The sequence below is a fragment of the Streptomyces sp. NPDC026538 genome, from assembly GCF_055567535.1.
In genome coordinates this window covers 1294033-1308979 of record NZ_JBVHQG010000001.1, presented here as the reverse complement: position 1 = coordinate 1308979, position 14947 = coordinate 1294033, and the positions used below count along the sequence as shown (strand labels likewise).

Annotated in this window: 11 protein-coding genes and 3 pseudogenes; 6 read left to right on the top strand and 8 right to left on the bottom strand. The window is 70.0% G+C overall.

Annotation, left to right across the window (positions count from 1 at the left end; translation table 11 throughout):
* The first annotated feature begins 201 nt into the window (after window positions 1-201).
* Window positions 202-699 carry a tetratricopeptide repeat protein gene (locus tag ACZ4N4_RS05885; RefSeq protein ID WP_467584833.1) on the top strand — a complete coding sequence of 166 codons (498 nt, stop codon included), beginning with the start codon at window positions 202-204 and terminating at the stop codon, window positions 697-699.
* A 204-nt stretch (window positions 700-903) separates the two neighbouring features.
* Here the strand turns inward: ACZ4N4_RS05885 and ACZ4N4_RS05880 are convergent, their stop codons facing one another.
* A complete protein-coding gene (locus tag ACZ4N4_RS05880; protein WP_467584830.1) occupies window positions 904-2241 on the bottom strand; it encodes an NAD(P)/FAD-dependent oxidoreductase in 1338 nt (445 codons plus the stop codon).
* 456 nt (window positions 2242-2697) lie between these two features.
* Here ACZ4N4_RS05880 and ACZ4N4_RS05875 point away from each other — a divergent pair.
* Together ACZ4N4_RS05875 and ACZ4N4_RS05870 are read left to right on the top strand one after the other, a co-directional pair.
* A pseudogene (locus ACZ4N4_RS05875) lies at window positions 2698-2841 on the top strand (aldo/keto reductase); the annotation flags it as partial.
* Window positions 2842-2962: 121 nt separating this feature from the next.
* Window positions 2963-3204: pseudogene (locus tag ACZ4N4_RS05870) on the top strand (IS5/IS1182 family transposase); the annotation flags it as partial.
* A 148-nt stretch (window positions 3205-3352) separates the two neighbouring features.
* Here the strand turns inward: ACZ4N4_RS05870 and ACZ4N4_RS05865 are convergent.
* Window positions 3353-3772 (bottom strand): hypothetical protein, encoded by a 420-nt coding sequence (locus tag ACZ4N4_RS05865; protein WP_467584827.1) that lies wholly within the window; start codon window positions 3770-3772, stop codon window positions 3353-3355.
* A gap of 604 nt (window positions 3773-4376) precedes the next feature.
* Window positions 4377-4751 (bottom strand): hypothetical protein, encoded by a 375-nt coding sequence (locus tag ACZ4N4_RS05860; RefSeq protein WP_467584824.1) that lies wholly within the window; start codon window positions 4749-4751, stop codon window positions 4377-4379.
* Between the two features lie 506 nt (window positions 4752-5257).
* On the opposite strand from ACZ4N4_RS05860, the gene ACZ4N4_RS05855 reads away from it, so the two are divergent.
* Window positions 5258-5611, top strand: a complete 354-nt coding sequence (locus ACZ4N4_RS05855) for a MerR family transcriptional regulator (protein WP_467584822.1) — start codon at window positions 5258-5260, stop codon at window positions 5609-5611.
* Window positions 5612-6092: 481 nt separating this feature from the next.
* Here the strand turns inward: ACZ4N4_RS05855 and snpA are convergent.
* The 5 genes and pseudogenes from snpA to ACZ4N4_RS05830 form a co-directional block, all read right to left on the bottom strand.
* Window positions 6093-6770, bottom strand: a pseudogene (gene snpA / locus ACZ4N4_RS05850) (snapalysin); the annotation flags it as partial.
* A gap of 534 nt (window positions 6771-7304) precedes the next feature.
* On the bottom strand, window positions 7305-8465 hold the full coding sequence (locus tag ACZ4N4_RS05845; RefSeq protein ID WP_453577248.1) for an acyl-CoA dehydrogenase family protein: 1161 nt from the start codon (window positions 8463-8465) through the stop codon (window positions 7305-7307).
* A gap of 5 nt (window positions 8466-8470) precedes the next feature.
* Window positions 8471-9415, bottom strand: coding sequence for a hydroxymethylglutaryl-CoA lyase (locus tag ACZ4N4_RS05840; protein ID WP_467584820.1), 945 nt, complete (start codon window positions 9413-9415; stop codon window positions 8471-8473).
* Window positions 9412-11331 carry an acetyl/propionyl/methylcrotonyl-CoA carboxylase subunit alpha gene (locus ACZ4N4_RS05835; protein WP_467584816.1) on the bottom strand — a complete coding sequence of 640 codons (1920 nt, stop codon included), beginning with the start codon at window positions 11329-11331 and terminating at the stop codon, window positions 9412-9414. The genes ACZ4N4_RS05840 and ACZ4N4_RS05835 overlap by 4 nt, the downstream gene beginning before the upstream one ends.
* A gap of 11 nt (window positions 11332-11342) precedes the next feature.
* Complete coding sequence (locus ACZ4N4_RS05830) at window positions 11343-12959, bottom strand: carboxyl transferase domain-containing protein (protein ID WP_453577257.1); 1617 nt, start codon at window positions 12957-12959, stop codon at window positions 11343-11345.
* Window positions 12960-13046: 87 nt separating this feature from the next.
* On the opposite strand from ACZ4N4_RS05830, the gene ACZ4N4_RS05825 reads away from it, so the two are divergent.
* Together ACZ4N4_RS05825 and ACZ4N4_RS05820 are read left to right on the top strand one after the other, a co-directional pair.
* Complete coding sequence (locus ACZ4N4_RS05825) at window positions 13047-13643, top strand: SACE_7040 family transcriptional regulator (RefSeq protein ID WP_362574213.1); 597 nt, start codon at window positions 13047-13049, stop codon at window positions 13641-13643.
* A gap of 114 nt (window positions 13644-13757) precedes the next feature.
* The gene (locus tag ACZ4N4_RS05820) at window positions 13758-14915 is read left to right on the top strand and encodes an acyl-CoA dehydrogenase family protein (RefSeq protein WP_384477453.1); all 1158 of its coding nucleotides are present in this window, start codon (window positions 13758-13760) and stop codon (window positions 14913-14915) included.
* The last annotated feature ends 32 nt before the right edge of the window (window positions 14916-14947 follow it).

Here is a 14947-nt window from a genome sequence, read left to right as displayed (position 1 = left end):
CGTGCGGAAACACCGCCGGACAAGTCGTTGCTTAGGTTAGCCTAACCTCAGATCTTGTCCAGGGCAGCCCCGCGGGCCTCCCGCGCAAGCCGGGCCCGCGCCTTCCAACTTCCTCCCGAACGCCGGTCCTTGACCCTTGATGCCCGGCAGCCGGCGTGCTGACCTTGTGCAGTGACTTACGGCTGGAGCAGACGCTCGCTCGTGTCCCTCTTCGTGGTCTCGGTGGGAGTTCCGGTGCTGCTCGTCCTCGGAGCCGTCACGGGCTGGAGCCGTTCGGTGATCGGCACACCGACGTGGGCGGCGTGGACCATCGCGGCGCTGGCGATCTGCGTCGGCTTCCCGCTTGCCTGGGCCTCCACCCCGCTGGGTACCAGAAGCGCCACCAACCTCCTGCTCAACGCCTATCGGCGCGAGGGACTGGAGGCTGCCGAACGGCAGTATCTGTCCATGCTGTCCCCTCGCAGGGCCGGACTTCAGCTGTTCAACCTCGGACTGGTCCTCGAGCAGGCGGGCGACCAGGACGGCGCCCTCGCGGTCTACCGGAGCGCGGCGGACCACGGATTTCCGCCGGCCATGGCTCGTCTGGCGTACGGCCTGAGCCGGCGTGGTGAAGAGGGGGAGGCGCAGGACTGGTACCGCCGCGCGGTGGAGGCCGGGTACACGCCTGGTGGCGGCCACGAGCAGGGGGACGGCGAGTAGGAGACGGTGCGTTGCCGGATCGGGTGCCCCTGGGCGCGTCGTCCGCTCGCGATGCTCGCCGCATCGTGTGGCGGAGGGCCGCCCATGGACCGCCCCGCTGGTGGAACCGGACGGTCGCCGAGCACCTCGCCCTCACCACCGCCTTCGCCGAGGCGGAGTCCACTGGGCCTCCGCTCGGCGTCTGCCGCGGTCCGGTTGGAGTGCTCAGCGTCCGCCGTGTCGCAAGACCGAGAAGAGGACCGACGGAGCGAAGAGCCGCGTCGGCGGGGCACAGAGCGCCAGGACGTCCAGGAGGGCGTAATTGGCCGTCACGTCGGCCGTCGCCGCCCGTTGGACACGGTCAAGGTAGGCGTGTTGCAGCCGGTGCAGCGGTGTCCGGTGCCCGCCCCTGGTCCCGGGATGCCGGAGGTCCTCGGCCTCTGCGATCTTCCACGGACCGGTGGCCTCCGCCGCGACAGCACGTTGCACACGCCTGGTGAAGCCGGGGCCCGTGCCATGGTCCGTGAGAACGCCACGCAGCGCCAGCGCCTGGCGCACCGCGACCGTCATCCCCTGCCCGTAGACGGGGTTGAAGGTGCACACGGCGTCACCGACCACGACGAACCCCTCGGGCCTGCGGGCGGTCTGGTCGAAACGTCGGCGTCTGCTCCCCGGCGGGCGGAAGCCGCGCAGCGGTGAGTCAGCGACAGCACTCGCGAGGAACCCGGCAAGGGCAGGTGACGCAAGGGTGGCGGCGAACGCGGCAAAGCCTTCCTGATCAGTGGGGGGTTCGTGTCCGCGCAGGCCGCCGACCGCGACGATCCACCGGTCGCCCTCCACCGGCAGCGCGATGCCGAAGCGAGGCAGACTCGTGCCTGACACCTGCAGGTACACGCCCCTGGCAAGCCCGGGCACCGGGGCGGTCCGCCGGAAGAGGCCCGTGGTGTAGGCGATGGCAGCGTCCACCGTTTCCTCGGCGGGCGCCGGGAACCCGGCGTCGACCAGCCATGCGGGCGCCGCGGACGAGCGTCCCGAGGCATCCACGACCAGGGCGGCGGGGATCACTTCACTGGTGTCACCGCAGCGCAGTCGCAGTCCGGTCACTGCGCCCGCCAACGTCTCCAGTCCGATGGCACGGGCGCCCTCGCGGAACGAGATCCGCGGATCCCGGGACACCCTGCGTCGCACCGTCCAGTCGAGCACAGGCCGCGTGCAGCTGAGGACGGTGCGCCGTGAGGGGAAGCGTGGAATCACTCCCGCGGGGCCCACCCACTCCAGGTCGCCGGGGAGCCCGAGCGACACGGCGCCAGCCTCGCGAAGCTCGGACCGGATGCCGGGCAGCAGCTCCTCGACCCCGGTTTCGCCTTGCTCGAACAGCAGATGGGTGTGGTGGGCCTGAGGTATGCCGGCCCGGGCCTCGGGTCCAGCTGGAAGACGATCGCGTTCGACGATGGTGACGTCGTAACCAGCGCCGGCGAGTACCGAGGCGGCCAGCAAACCCGCTAGCCCGGCTCCGACGACGACGGCGTTGCGCGGTGTCGCTGAGCTGTCTTCCCCGCTCAAATGTCTTTCCCTCCGTGCCTCGTGGGCAGCCCCGTCCCCCGGCTGGGTGCGCCTCGGCCATGCCGAGAACGATGCGTCCGGCTGGTCGACCGGGCATCATGGCATCCGTCGAGCCCGCTTCTGTTGGTTAGACCAGCCTCTCAGAAGTTGTTGTCCTTCCGGACTTGAGACCGCGTGTTCGCTGCTCGGGCACAGGCCGGACGTTCCCGTGGCAGCGGTGGCGTGTCGTTGCTCCCGTGGAGGTCGTGGATGCCGTGGCGACGGACCCGCGAGGGCGGTTTGCCGGCGGGGGGCTGAGTGGTGCCCCACGCGCTCGGCCGAGAATTGACAGTTCGTTACTCGCTACTACTGGGTTCTCTGGTACGTCTGGCCGAAACGGTCGAACCTGACAGGGCGCGCATGCCCCACGCTTCCGAGGTTGCGTGAGAGCGCACCCCAACTCCTAGGTTCGGAAGCATGCGATACGTCAAACTCGGAACGACCGGACTGGAAGTCTCCGCCATCACCCTCGGCTGCATGAGCTTCGGCGAGCCGGACCGGGGCGGCGAGCCCTGGTCGCTGGGCGCGGACGCCAGCCGGGACATCATCAAGCAGGCCCTCGCCACGCGCAGCGGAACGTGCCCGTGGGCACCGAAGTAGCTGACGTCCACCGACTGTTTCTGAGTTTGGTCAATTGGTAAGAGATTTCGCGGGTAGGGGCGTCAGGCTCGAAGCATGGGCGATCGAGTCCTTGTGGATCCAGTTCGAGGACCTCCTGCCACGCATCTCGAGACACATCCGTGGGGCCGTCACAACCCACGGATCCCGGACCGGATCGTGTTCGACAAGCTCGTCGCGAAACTCGTCTTCGGCGGCTCGTACGAGAAGCACGCCGATCAATCGTGCTCGGCAACCACGATGAGAACGCGACGCAACGAGTGGATCGCGGCCGGTGTCTTCGCAGGGCTGGAGCAGATCGTGTTAGTCCAATCCAGGGTAGGCGTGCCCCCTGACGATCAAGCCCCCTACCGGCGAAACCCGCGGGTAGGGGGCTTGTCGCTGTGGACGCTGATCGGCGGTCAGGCTGTCGGTATCAGCGATCCCGTGATCAGGAAGCCCCGCGATCTGACGATCAGAAGGAGACCGTGACGCCGACCTGGTGGTACTGGCCGACGGTGTCCAGGACCGCGTCCTTGACCGCGCCGAACTGAGCCACGAGGTCCGAGTTGCTGATCGCCGTGGGGCCGGCGGCGATGCCGACCTGCGGGTTCAGGCCGCCGGAGACGGTGTCGAGCTCGGCGTCAGAGATTTCAAGGGTCTGAACCTGGGGAGCGGAGTTCATGATGAAACTGCCCTTCGTATGGATGTTCCACAAGGGGAAGCGGCCAGGCTGGGGATAGCCGGTGGGCCGCGACCGCAGGCCCGCGCCATCCGTTTCCGGACACCTTTGCGCGATCCCGGCGGCGCGAAGGATCAAATCACGGAGCGTGCCCGGCATCCAGTCGCTCGCTGCACCCAGCAGGGCAGTTGAAAAAGTCGACTGCTCATCCATGCACGCATGCACACGAATTGAGGGCAGCTTCTCTACATGTGGCCCCGCATGGGAAACCGACAGCTATTGCCACGGCAACTCCGACCAGGACAACTCCACGCCAACCGAATGCACCCGTGCCGCAGTTGCGCATTCGCTGTGGAGATTCAGTCACGTATGCATCCGTGCAGCCTTCGGCAGCCTTCCGTGAAGGCCGTCAGCCAGCCACCAGAACTGGAACTTGAGAGGCGGGGCGCGTCAGTACCGACGAAACGGGTCTCCGGAGGTGACGAAACCTGCGGCCGGGGTCCGTTTCGCGTTGGGCCCGCCCAACTGGCCCCTGCGGTCCGCACCTCAGCCCCGGGACTTTCGCGCGCCCACCTGCCACGACGGCCCCGAGGCCGCGCCCGTCGGCGTTCCCGCCCCGCTCCGGACCGCGTCGGCCCTGCTCGGCGGCGCCGGCCCCATGGAGGTATGAGCGAAGGCGCCAAACCGACCCGAGGATCCCGGTGGGGGCCCTGCCGACGCGTGTCGGCAGAGCCCCCACTGCTGTGTCGTCCGCCAGGAAACTCCTCCCGGCCGGGCCAGGCCGGGCCGGGCCGGGACACGGGGCGGAGACGACGTCTCACCCGTCGAAGTAGCTGAGATCACCCACGGTCCACGCGGTGACGTCCTTGATCGCGACTCGGTACATGCCGCCCGTCTCCGGGATCCCGAGGTTGCCCTGCAGGATCCGGGCTAGATGGAAGTGCAGATGCGTGGGCGCCTCGCCGCGACCGGGACGGTTCGCTCGCGGCTCGCGGGCGAAGACGTCCGAGAACGGGCCGAGACGGTCCGAGTCCTTCAGGACTTCCGCCACCCGCTCTCGCCACACGGCCTCGGGAGCCAGCCGTCCGGTGATGACGGCGCCGCCGACGACCACGGTCAGCGACATCTGATTGCTTCCCTCCGACTCCACCGCGGCGGAGATGCCGACGAGCAGCTCATCAGGGTTCGACATGACAGCAGAGCTTACGACTTGTGGGATCAATTTTCGCAGGTGGCAGGTTTCTTCCTCCACTGGAAGGGTGAAATCTACCTTTGACAGAGTAGACATTCCTTCATGGCGTGGTTACGCTTCACCTGTAGAGACGGTCGAACAAGACCCGGCAGAAACGAACTGGCGGGTAGTTGTACACGAAGTTCGCAGGTCAGTGCGGCTCTCGAGCCTCGAAGCCAAGGTGTTCCCAGGACGGTGACGGCGCTGGGAGCCGCACTGGGTGGCTCGTATGTCGAGGAGCTGCCGCAGCAGTACCGCAGTGCCGATTCATCCAGTGGTTGGTTCAGAGAGGAACGGAGGAGCAGACGCCATCAGGATCGCCCGGCCCGAGAAGCACTCGGCCGGGTACCGCAAGACCCCGGAATGGATGGTGGTCCCCGGTCAAGCAGCTGCGATCCCCCGCTACCCCGCCCTCTGCCGGGCCGGGTAGCGGAAACAGAAGGTCGGCACAGCAGTAGGGCCGACAGATGGTGTTGAATTTCCTTCGGGGCCTTGGTGCCGTTTTTCTGGACGACGACGACTACCCCGCCTACACGATGGGCCGGGCGGCCGAGATGCTCGGCACCACCCCGGGCTTCCTTCGGGCCATCGGCGAGGCTCGTCTGATCACTCCGCTCCGCTCGGAGGGCGGGCATCGCCGGTACTCCCGCTACCAACTGCGGATCGCCGCTCGCGCCCGCGAGCTCGTCGACAGGGGCACCCCGATCGACGCCGCCTGCCGCATCGTCATCCTCGAGGACCAGCTCGAGGAAGCTCAGCGCATCAACGCCGAGTACCGTCGCGCCACGAGTGAGGCGGCGGCCAGTTCCGGTTCCGGCTGATCACGCGGGCGCGGGCCGTATCCGCCCGCACCGCGAGGAACTGGCCGCGCTCGCCGGCATCAGCGTCTGCCACTCGTCCGCGCGGAACGCGGCGAAGAGACCTGCCTCAGTTCCCGCGAACCACGCCCTCGTCCGTGGAGGCGTTGCCCACATACGCCGTCCGTCGCCCCGTCGCTTGCCTGCGCCGTGCGAGCGGCCTCGCCCTCCGAGGACAGCCGTACGAAGCACCAGCTGAAGCCGTCCTCGGAAGCGAGCCGCTTCCCCCGCGAGAACGCGATCAACTCCAGGGCGTGCCGGGAAGCGAACGCCACGGACCCTGGCCGGGCGTCACGGGCTGGCCCGGCATCACGGGCTGTGCCGGCACCACCGGCTGCACCGGCACCACCGGCTGAACCGGCTGCACCGGCTGTGTGGTTCCCGGCTGTGTGGTTCCCGGCTGTGTGGCGCCCGGCTGGGTGGCGGGCTGTTGCGCCGTGCCCGGGGCCGGTGCGGCGCCATTGGCCCACAGCTGGTCGACGCGTGAGCGTTCGGCGGCGTCCGGGGTGTGGTTGGTGCAGGACGGGCCGGGGCCGCCGCCCGACATCAGCTCACTGCACGGGCCGCTGTAGTCGTCCGGCAGGCCCAGCACGTGCCCGGTCTCGTGGGTGACGACGCGGACCGAGTCGTTCTGCTTGCTCTGCGTGTAGTCGATGAAGATGTAGCCGCCTCCGTGGCCGTTGGTGGAGGCGTAGGAGCCGCGTTGGTCGTTGCCCTCGTAGTAGGAGAAGTCGGCGCCGCTCGACGCCTCCTGGAGCTTGACGTTGGACTCGGAGCTGTTCCAGGTCGAGGCCGCGCTCGATATCTGTGAACGGAAGCTCGGTGCGTGGGAGGCGTCGTAGGTGACGGTCACCGCCTGCGCGCCGGGCTGGGCGGCGCGCTTCGCGGCGACCGACTTGAGCACGGCCTCGAAGAACGCCTTGTTGCCGGCGGCCTCCTCCGCCGACCCGTCGTACCGCGCCGTGGAGGTGCCGACGGAGGCGGCCGGGTCGGCGGTCGGGTCGGCGGCCGGGGTGGCGGACGGTTCGGCACTCGCGGGCACCGCTGCGCCCAGCGCGCCGGAGGCCAGACCCAGGCCGAGAGCGAGGGTGAGGAGTCTCGCGGGCGTTCGGGACGACTTCATGTGGGGGGCTCCTACTCACTCGGTGACGCCGAGCGCCCGGTGCGTTGTCGGCTCGGCGAAAACACCGGTTCCGAGCTGCGGCGACGTCCTGTGGGTCGACATTCTTAGAACGGCCCCACAGAGAGCGCAAAGGTCGCAAAGGGGTCCCACCACTAAGTCGCTTCGTAGGCTCCGGGACCGTGCCGGGGCGGTGCGCGGGGCTCCGGTCCGCAGGCGGCGACGGTCAGGCGGGCTGGCGCGGCGTCAGAAACCTTGCGCCACAGGCAGTCGGGCATGCGAGCGGGCGGCCGGAATTCCGTGGCGCGCGCCGGGATCGGCATTCGTGCCAAGACGGACAAACGGCCAAATGTCCACCAGGCGGCGTCTACTAAGTGGGGCGGCGAAGTGCCGACGATCTGTGAGCGACGTCATAGGACACCGGCGGATCAGCCGTCCCGGACGCACCGCCCGGGCACCCGCGCCGCGCACGCCGAGGCGCCCGCCCCGGTCATCGGGACGGGCGCCTTCGTGCCGTACGGGAGGCCGCGGCTCGGGTCAGCCGACCAGCCCCAGTTCCCTCGCGATCAGCATCCGCTGGACCTCGCTCGTGCCCTCGCCGATCTCCAGGATCTTGGAGTCGCGCCACATGCGGGCCACCGGGTACTCGTTCATGAAGCCGTAGCCGCCGTGCACCTGGGTGGCGTCGCGGGCGTTGTCCACGGCGACGGTGGAGGAGTAGAGCTTGGCGAGCGCCGCCTCCTTCTTGAAGGGCTCCCCGGCGACCAGGCGAGAGGCCGCGTCGCGCCAGGCCAGGCGGGCCGTGTGGGCCTTCATCTCCATGTCGGCGATCTTGAACTGGATGGCCTGGTTGGCGCCGATCGGGCGGCCGAAGGCGTGCCGCTCCTTCGCGTACCGCACCGACTCGTCCACGCAGCCCTGGGCCAGGCCGGTGGCCAGCGCCGCGATGGCGATGCGGCCCTCGTCCAGGATGCGCAGGAACTGGGCGTAGCCGCGGCCTTCCTCGCCGAGCAGGTTGGCGGCAGGAACCCGGACGTCGGCGAAGGACAGCTCACGGGTGTCGGAGGCGTTCCAGCCGACCTTGGAGTAGGGCGCGGCGACCGTGAAGCCGGGGGTGCCCGACGGGACGATGATCGAGGAGATCAGCGGCTTGCCGTCGGGCTTGCGGCCGGTGACCGCGGTGACGGTGACCAGGCCCGTGATGTCCGTGCCCGAGTTGGTGATGAAGCACTTGGTGCCGTTGATCACCCATTCGCCGGTGGCCTCGTCCAGCCGGGCCGTCGTACGGGTCGCGCCCGCGTCGCTGCCGCCGTCCGGTTCGGTCAGGCCGAACGCGCCGAGGATCTCCCCCGAGCACAGGCGGGGGAGCCATTCCCGCTTCTGCTCCTCCGTGCCGAAGAGGTGAAGGGGCATGGCGCCCAGGGAGACCCCGGCTTCGAGCGTGATCGCCACCGACGAGTCGACGCGGGCCAGTTCCTCCAGGGCGATGCCGAGCGCGAGGTAGTCGCCGCCCATTCCGCCGTACTCCTCGGGGAACGGCAGTCCGAACAGGCCCATGCGGCCCATCTCGCGGACGATCTCGTACGGGAACTCGTGCCGTTCGTAGAAGTCGCCGATCTTCGGCGCCACGACGTCGTGGGCGAACTCCTCCACCGTGCGGCGGAGTTCGTCCAGTTCGGGGGAGAGGCGGTGGTCCATGGTCGTCACTCCTGGTGGGAGAGGGCGCGGACGGTACGGGACGGGCTGGGTCGGCCCAGTTGTTCGGCCATCCACACGCTGGTGGCGGTGAGTCTGCCGAGGTCGACTCCGGTCTCGATGCCGAGGCCGTGGAGCATCCAGACCAGGTCCTCGGTGGCGAGGTTGCCGGTGGCGGACTTGGCGTACGGGCAGCCGCCGAGCCCGCCGGCGGACGCGTCGACCGTCGTCACGCCGTGTTCCAGGGCCGCGTACGTGTTCGCGAGCGCCTGGCCGTAGGTGTCGTGGAAGTGCACGCCGATGACGTTCGTCGGCACGCCTTCCTCGTTCAGCAGGGAGAGCAGTTCGAGGACGTGTCCGGGGGTGGCCACGCCGATCGTGTCGCCGAGGCTCAGCTCGTCGCAGCCCATGTCCCGCAGCGCCCGGCAGACCCGGACCACCTGGTGGAGCGGGACAGCGCCCTCCCACGGGTCGCCGAAGCACATCGAGACGTAACCGCGGACATGGGCGCCGGCGTCCTTCGCCTGCCGGACGACCGGGTCGAAGACGGCCAGCGACTCGTCCACCGTGCGGTTGAGGTTGGCCTTGGCGAAGGACTCGGTGGCGCTGGCGAAGACGGCGACCCGGCGGGCGCCGAGGGCCAGCGCCCGGTCCAGGCCGCGCTGGTTGGGCACCAGGACCGGGAGGTCGGCCCCGAGACCGGTGACGAGGGGGAACAGGTCCTCCGCGTCGGCCAGTTGGGGCACCCACTTGGGGTGCACGAAGCTGGTCGCCTCGATCGTCGTCAGGCCCGCGTCGGCCAGGCGGCGGATGAACTCGGCCTTGACCTCCGTGGGGACCGTCGACTTCTCGTTCTGCAGCCCGTCGCGCGCGCCGACCTCGTGGATGCGGACGCGGGCGGGCAGGTCGGTGGCCGGTACGACCATGGGGAGGCCGGTCTCCGGGGTGGTCATGCGGTCTCCTCCTCGTGCGGGGCGATCACGGCCAGCACCTGGTCCATGGCGACCGTGGCGCCCGGTTTGACGTCGAGCTCGGCGACCGTGCCGGCGTGCGGGGCGGAGATGACGTGCTCCATCTTCATCGCCTCCACCACCAACAGGCTCTGACCGGCGACCACTTGATCCCCGACGGCGACCTTCACGACGGTCACCGTGCCGGGCATGGGTGCGGTGAGGGAGTCGGCTCCGGCGTGCGCGGCCCGGTTCAGGGACGCGGCGACCGGGTCGTGGTCGCGGACCTGCCAGGCGTCGCCGTCCCGGCCGATCCAGTCGGCGGTGTGGAGGAAGGTGTGGCGGACGCCGTCCAGGGTGACCGACACGCGGTCGGGGGCGACGGAATGCGTGCCGTGCGGGACGTACTCCACCGGGTCCTGCACCCGCAGGTGGAAGCCGACCGGCTTGGCGGTACCGCCGAGCCGCCAGCCGCTCGGCACCGAGAACGGATCCGTCCAGCCCGCACCGGCGGCGGGCTTCAGCGCCTCCAGCCGTACGGCCGCCGCCGCCTCGTACACCTCGTCCGGTACGTCGGTGGAGACCAGCTCGTCCACCACCCGCTCGACCAGGCCCGTGTCCAACTCGCCCGCCACCACGGCCGGATGGGCGAGGAGCCGGCGCAGGAACCCGGCGTTGGTCCCCACGCCCAGCGTGACCGTCTCCGCGAGGGCCCCGCGCAGCTTCCGGAGCGCGGTCTCCCGGTCCGGGCCGTACGCGATCACCTTGGACAGCATCGGGTCGTAGAGGCTGCCGACCTCGGTGCCCTCGCTGAGCCCGGAGTCGGTGCGCACACCGTCCCCCGACGGCTCGTGCAGCAGCAGCACCGTGCCGCCGGTGGGCAGGAACCCGCGCGCCGGGTCCTCGGCGCAGATCCGGGCCTCCACCGCGTGCCCGGTCAGCCGGACGTCCTGCTGCGCGAACCCGAGCCGCTCCCCGGCCGCCACCCGCAGCTGCCACTCCACCAGGTCGAGTCCGGTGACGAGTTCGGTCACCGGGTGCTCCACCTGGAGGCGGGTGTTCATCTCCATGAAGTAGTACGACGAAGGGTCGCCGCCCGGCACGATGAACTCCACCGTCCCCGCGCCCCGGTACCCGCAGGAGCGCGCCGCCTGCACCGCCGCCTCGCCCATCGCGGCCCGCGTCTCCTCGTCCAGCAGGACCGACGGCGCCTCCTCGATCACCTTCTGGTGCCGGCGCTGGAGCGAGCACTCGCGCTCGCCCAGGTGCACCACGTTCCCGTGGCCGTCGGCCAGTACCTGGATCTCGATGTGCCGGGGGCGGTCGACCCACCGCTCGACCAGGAGCGTGTCGTCGCCGAAGGAGGCGCGGGCCTCGCGGCGGGCGGCGGCGATCTCCTCGTCGAGCAGCGTCAGGTCCCGCACCAGCCGCATGCCCTTGCCGCCGCCGCCCGCCGAGGGCTTGAGCAGCACGGGTGCCCCCAGCGCGCGGGCGGCCTCGGCGAGTTCGGGATCACGGCCGCCGGGCACCACCGGCACCCCGGCCGCGCTCACCGTCTCCTTCGCGCGGATCTTGTCGCCCATCAGCGCGATCGCGTCGGTCGGCGGGCCGATGAACACCAGCCCCGCCTCCTCGCAGGCGCGCGCGAAGGCGGCGTTCTCGGCGAGGAAGCCGTACCCGGGGTGGACCGCCTGGGCGCCGCTCACGGCGGCCGCCTTCAGCAGCCGCTCCACGGACAGATAGCTCTCGCCGGCCGGTGCCGGACCGAGCCGTACCGCCGTGTCGGCCTCCCGGATGTGCCGCGCGTCCGCGTCGGCGTCGGAGTACACCGCCACCGAGCGCACGCCCAGCGACCGCAGCGTACGGATGACCCGGACGGCGATCTCGCCCCGGTTGGCCACGAGTACGGTGTCGAACACGAGTCCCCTCCTCACATCCGGAAGACGCCGAACTGGGGGTCACCCAGCGGCGCGTTGCCACAGGCCGTCAGGGCCAGACCGAGCACCTGCCGGGTTTCGAGGGGGTCGATGACCCCGTCGTCCCAGAGCCGGGCGGTCGCGTAGTAGGCGTTCCCCTGGCGCTCGTACTGCGCGCGGACGGGCGCCCGGAAGGCCTCTTCGTCCTCGGCCGGCCAGTCCTCGCCGCGTGCCTCCAGCTGGTCCCGCTTCACCGTCGCGAGGACCGACGCGGCCTGTTCGCCGCCCATCACCGAGATCTTGGCGTTCGGCCACATCCACAGGAAGCGGGGGGAGTAGGCCCGCCCGCACATGGAGTAGTTCCCGGCGCCGTACGAGCCGCCGACGACGACGGTCAGCTTCGGGACGCGGGTGCAGGCCACGGCCGTCACCATCTTCGCGCCGTGCTTGGCGATGCCGCCGGCCTCGTAGTCCTTGCCCACCATGAAGCCGGAGATGTTCTGCAGGAACACCAGCGGGATCCCGCGCTGGTCGCACAGCTCGATGAAGTGGGCGCCCTTCTGGGCGGACTCGGAGAAGAGGATGCCGTTGTTGCCGATGATCCCGACCGGGTGGCCGTGGATCCGGGCGAAGCCGGTGACCAGGGTCTGCCCGAACTCGCTCTTGAATTCGGCGAACCGGGAGCCGTCGACGATCCGGGCGATGATCTCGCGGACGTCGTAGGGGGTGCGGGAGTCGACCGGGACGGCGCCGTAGAGGCCGTAGGGATCGACCTTCGGCTCGACGACCGGGGTGACCGTCCAGGGCAGGTCGCGGCGGGCGGGGAGGGTGGCGACGATGTTCCGGACGATCCGCAGCGCGTGCGGGTCGTCCTCGGCGAGATGGTCGGTGACCCCGGAGACCCGGGAGTGCACCTCGCCGCCGCCCAGCTCCTCCGCCGTGACGACCTCACCGGTGGCGGCCTTCACCAGCGGCGGGCCGCCGAGGAAGATCGTGCCCTGGTTGCGGACGATCACCGCTTCGTCGCTCATCGCCGGTACGTACGCGCCGCCGGCGGTGCACGAGCCGAGGACGGCGGCGATCTGCGGGATCCCCGCCCCCGACATCCGGGCCTGGTTGTAGAAGATCCGCCCGAAGTGGTCGCGGTCCGGGAAGACCTCGTCCTGCATGGGCAGGAAGGCACCGCCGGAGTCCACCAGGTAGAGACAGGGGAGCCGGTTGTCGAGGGCCACCTCCTGGGCCCGCAGGTGCTTCTTCACGGTCATCGGGTAGTACGTGCCGCCCTTGACCGTGGCGTCATTGGCGACGATCACGCACTCGCGCCCGCTGACCCGCCCGATCCCGGCGATCACACCGGCCGCCGGGGCCGCCCCCTCGTACATCCCCTCGGCGGCCAGCGGGGCCAGCTCCAGGAACGGCGAGCCGGGGTCCAGCAGCGTGTCCACCCGGTCCCTGGGCAGCAGTTTGCCGCGCGCGGTGTGCCGGGCCCGCGCCTTCTCGCCGCCGCCCAGCGCGGCCGCGGCGAGCTTGGCGTGCAGCTCCTCGACGAGCGCGCGGTGCGCCGCCTCGTTGGCCCGCCAGGCCTCCGACGCGGGGTCCGCCGCGCTCGTCAGCTCCGGTGCCTGGTCCATGCCCGCGATCCCCTCACTTTGTTAATGAGCGTTAACGCATTTCCTCCAGGTTAACGACCGCTAACCTCCCTGTCTAGAATTGCCCTCATGGTCACGAGAACCGATGCCCCGACCCGTCGCGAGCAGATCCTCAAGGAGGCCGCCCGGCTCTTCGCCGAGCGCGGCTTCCACGGTGTCGGCGTGGACGAGATAGGCGCCGCGGTCGGCATCAGCGGGCCCGGCCTCTACCGGCACTTCCCGGGCAAGGACGCGATGCTCGCGGAGCTGCTGGTGGGGATCAGCGGTCAGCTGCTGACGGGCGCGAAGCGGCGGCTGGCGGAGGCCGACGGGCAGAGCGCGCCGTCGGCGGTCCTGGACTCCCTCATCGAGGGCCACATCGACTTCGCCCTCGACGACCGCCCGCTGATCACCCTGCACGACAGGGAGCTGGACCGCCTGCGCGACAGCGACCGCAAGCTGGTGCGCCAGCTCCAGCGCCAGTACGTCGAACTGTGGGTGGAGGTCCTCCGTGAGGTCTACCCCGCCCTGCCGGAACCCGCGGCCCGCTCGGCGGTCCACTCGGTCTTCGGCCTGCTGAACTCGACCCCGCACCTGGGCCGGCCGGGTTCCCTGCCGGGGCGCGGGACGACGGCGGTACTCCTGCACCGGATGGCGAGGGGCGCCTTCGAGGCCGCGGCGGCGTGATGAGCGTTACCCCGGTCCCCCCGGCTCCGGCCCTGGACCCATCCGCCTACCCACCGGTACGGTGAAGTCTGAGCAAGCGCTTAGACAGATGAACCGTGCCTGGAGGTGGCGGCCGTGCGCCGTACGTTGTTCAACGAGGATCACGAGGCGTTCCGGGAGACCCTCCGCGCCTTCATCGAGGCCGAGGTCGTACCCGTGTACGACGAGTGGTTCGCGGCCGGCCAGGCGCCCCGCGACTTCTACTACAAGCTCGCCGAGCTGGGCGTCTTCGGTATCCGCGTCGACGAGGAGTACGGCGGCGCCGGCATCGACTCCTACAAGTTCGAGGCCGTCCTGTACGAGGAGACCGCCCGCGCCGGTATCTCCTTCGGCGGTTCCGGTGTGCACGTGCTGCTCGGCCTGCCGTACATAAAGCTGCTCGCCAACGACGAGCAGAAGAAGAAGTACCTGCCGAAGTTCGTCTCCGGCGAGGAGATGTGGGCCATCGCGATGACCGAGCCGGGCACCGGCTCCGACCTCGCGGGCATGAAGACCACCGCCAAGCTCTCCGAGGACGGCACCCACTACGTCCTCAACGGCGCCAAGACCTTCATCACCGGCGGTGTGCACGCCGACCGCATGATCGTCTGCGCCCGCACCTCCGCGCCCACCAAGGAGGACCGCCGCCACGGCATCTCCCTGTTCGTGGTGGACACCAAGGCCGAGGGCTACTCGGTCGGCCGCAAGCTCGACAAGCTGGGCCTGAAGACCTCCGACACCGCCGAGCTGGCGTTCGTCGACGTCAAGGTCCCCGTCGAGGACCTCCTCGGCGAGGAGAACAAGGGCTTCTACTACCTCGGCCACAACCTCGCCTCCGAGCGCTGGGGCATCGCCTTCGGCGCCTACGCGCAGGCCAAGGCCGCCGTCCGGTTCGCCAAGCAGTACGTGCAGGAGCGGGTGGTCTTCGGCCAGCCCGTCGCCGCCTTCCAGAACACCAAGTTCGAGCTGGCCGCCTGCCAGGCCGAGGTGGACGCGGCCGAGGCCGTCGTCGACCGCGCCACGGAGGCCCTCGACGCCGGTGAGCTGACCCCGGCCGAGGCCGCCAGCGCCAAGCTGTTCACCACCGAGGTCGCCCACCGCGTGATCGACCGCTGCCTCCAGCTGCACGGCGGCTACGGCTTCATGAACGAGTACCCGATCGCCCGCCTGTACGCGGACAACCGTGTCAACCGCATCTACGGTGGCACCAGCGAGATCATGAAGACGATCATCGCGAAGGACATGGGCCTGTAAGGTCCCCGCAATTACCGGCCAGTAGAAAAGGT

Excerpts from the sequence above, each read along its gene's own strand:
- ACZ4N4_RS05865 (WP_467584827.1), bottom strand. The coding sequence starts at position 3,772 with ATGGATGAGCAGTCGACTTTTTCAACTGCCCTGCTGGGTGCAGCGAGC.
- ACZ4N4_RS05860 (WP_467584824.1), bottom strand. The coding sequence starts at position 4,751 with ATGTCGAACCCTGATGAGCTGCTCGTCGGCATCTCCGCCGCGGTGGAG.
- ACZ4N4_RS05855 (WP_467584822.1), top strand. The coding sequence starts at position 5,258 with ATGGTGTTGAATTTCCTTCGGGGCCTTGGTGCCGTTTTTCTGGACGAC.
- ACZ4N4_RS05845 (WP_453577248.1), bottom strand. The coding sequence starts at position 8,465 with ATGGACCACCGCCTCTCCCCCGAACTGGACGAACTCCGCCGCACGGTG.
- ACZ4N4_RS05840 (WP_467584820.1), bottom strand. The coding sequence starts at position 9,415 with ATGACCACCCCGGAGACCGGCCTCCCCATGGTCGTACCGGCCACCGAC.
- ACZ4N4_RS05830 (WP_453577257.1), bottom strand. The coding sequence starts at position 12,959 with ATGGACCAGGCACCGGAGCTGACGAGCGCGGCGGACCCCGCGTCGGAG.
- ACZ4N4_RS05825 (WP_362574213.1), top strand. The coding sequence starts at position 13,047 with ATGGTCACGAGAACCGATGCCCCGACCCGTCGCGAGCAGATCCTCAAG.